The following is a 606-nucleotide window of genomic DNA, read 5'->3' as shown; positions in this document are numbered from 1 at the left end:
GAGCCCAATTTCAGCTTTCCGCGCTGAACGAAACGCCCCTCCGGGCAAGCCGGGGCGGTTCAAATTGTGAAAAGTTTCGTTGAGTGTAAGAGTGAGGGGGAACGGAAGGGCGCCAACTGATGCTAATTGAAACCCGGACATTGTACGTAATGACCGTCCTGGCGTTGATGAGTACGCCGGGACCAAGCCAGTTATTGATGCCCGCCGCGCCTCTTTGTCTCCTAGTTTCACTCATTGTTTGGTGTGCATTGCAGCAGGGACTCTTCCTTGATCGTATCGGTCAGCGTGACATTCTCACCCTTTGTCCACCATTCGTACCGCCCAGACACGTAACGGGCGCCTGAGGCGGAGACCACGTTGACGAATACACGATGATCTTCATCCACTGGCACCAGTGCCAGCACGTCGGATTCTGAAGTGAAATAGTGCACGACGAACGGTTGCCCTTCGTCGCATTCGTATTCTATCGTGCGTATCGCCATGTCTTCGGTATCAAAGCCGAGCGAAAACGAGACGTCCGCCGACGCGGCCGAAGCTAATGCGACAGTTATCGCAATACTTGACACAAAGCGCATAAAATATCCTTCCTGTTTGTCAGAGACGGCC

General features: G+C 53.6%; 1 protein-coding gene. It reads right to left on the bottom strand.

Annotation, left to right across the window (positions count from 1 at the left end):
* Positions 1-227 precede the first annotated feature (227 nt).
* On the bottom strand, positions 228-606 hold a 379-nt coding region (locus FQV27_RS18720), incomplete at its 5' end, for an MliC family protein (RefSeq protein ID WP_222611738.1).

The organism is Paracoccus aurantiacus, from assembly GCF_007993065.1.
GTDB classification, from domain to species: Bacteria; Pseudomonadota; Alphaproteobacteria; order Rhodobacterales; family Rhodobacteraceae; genus Paracoccus; species Paracoccus aurantiacus.
This window is presented reverse-complemented; position numbering and strand designations above follow the sequence as displayed.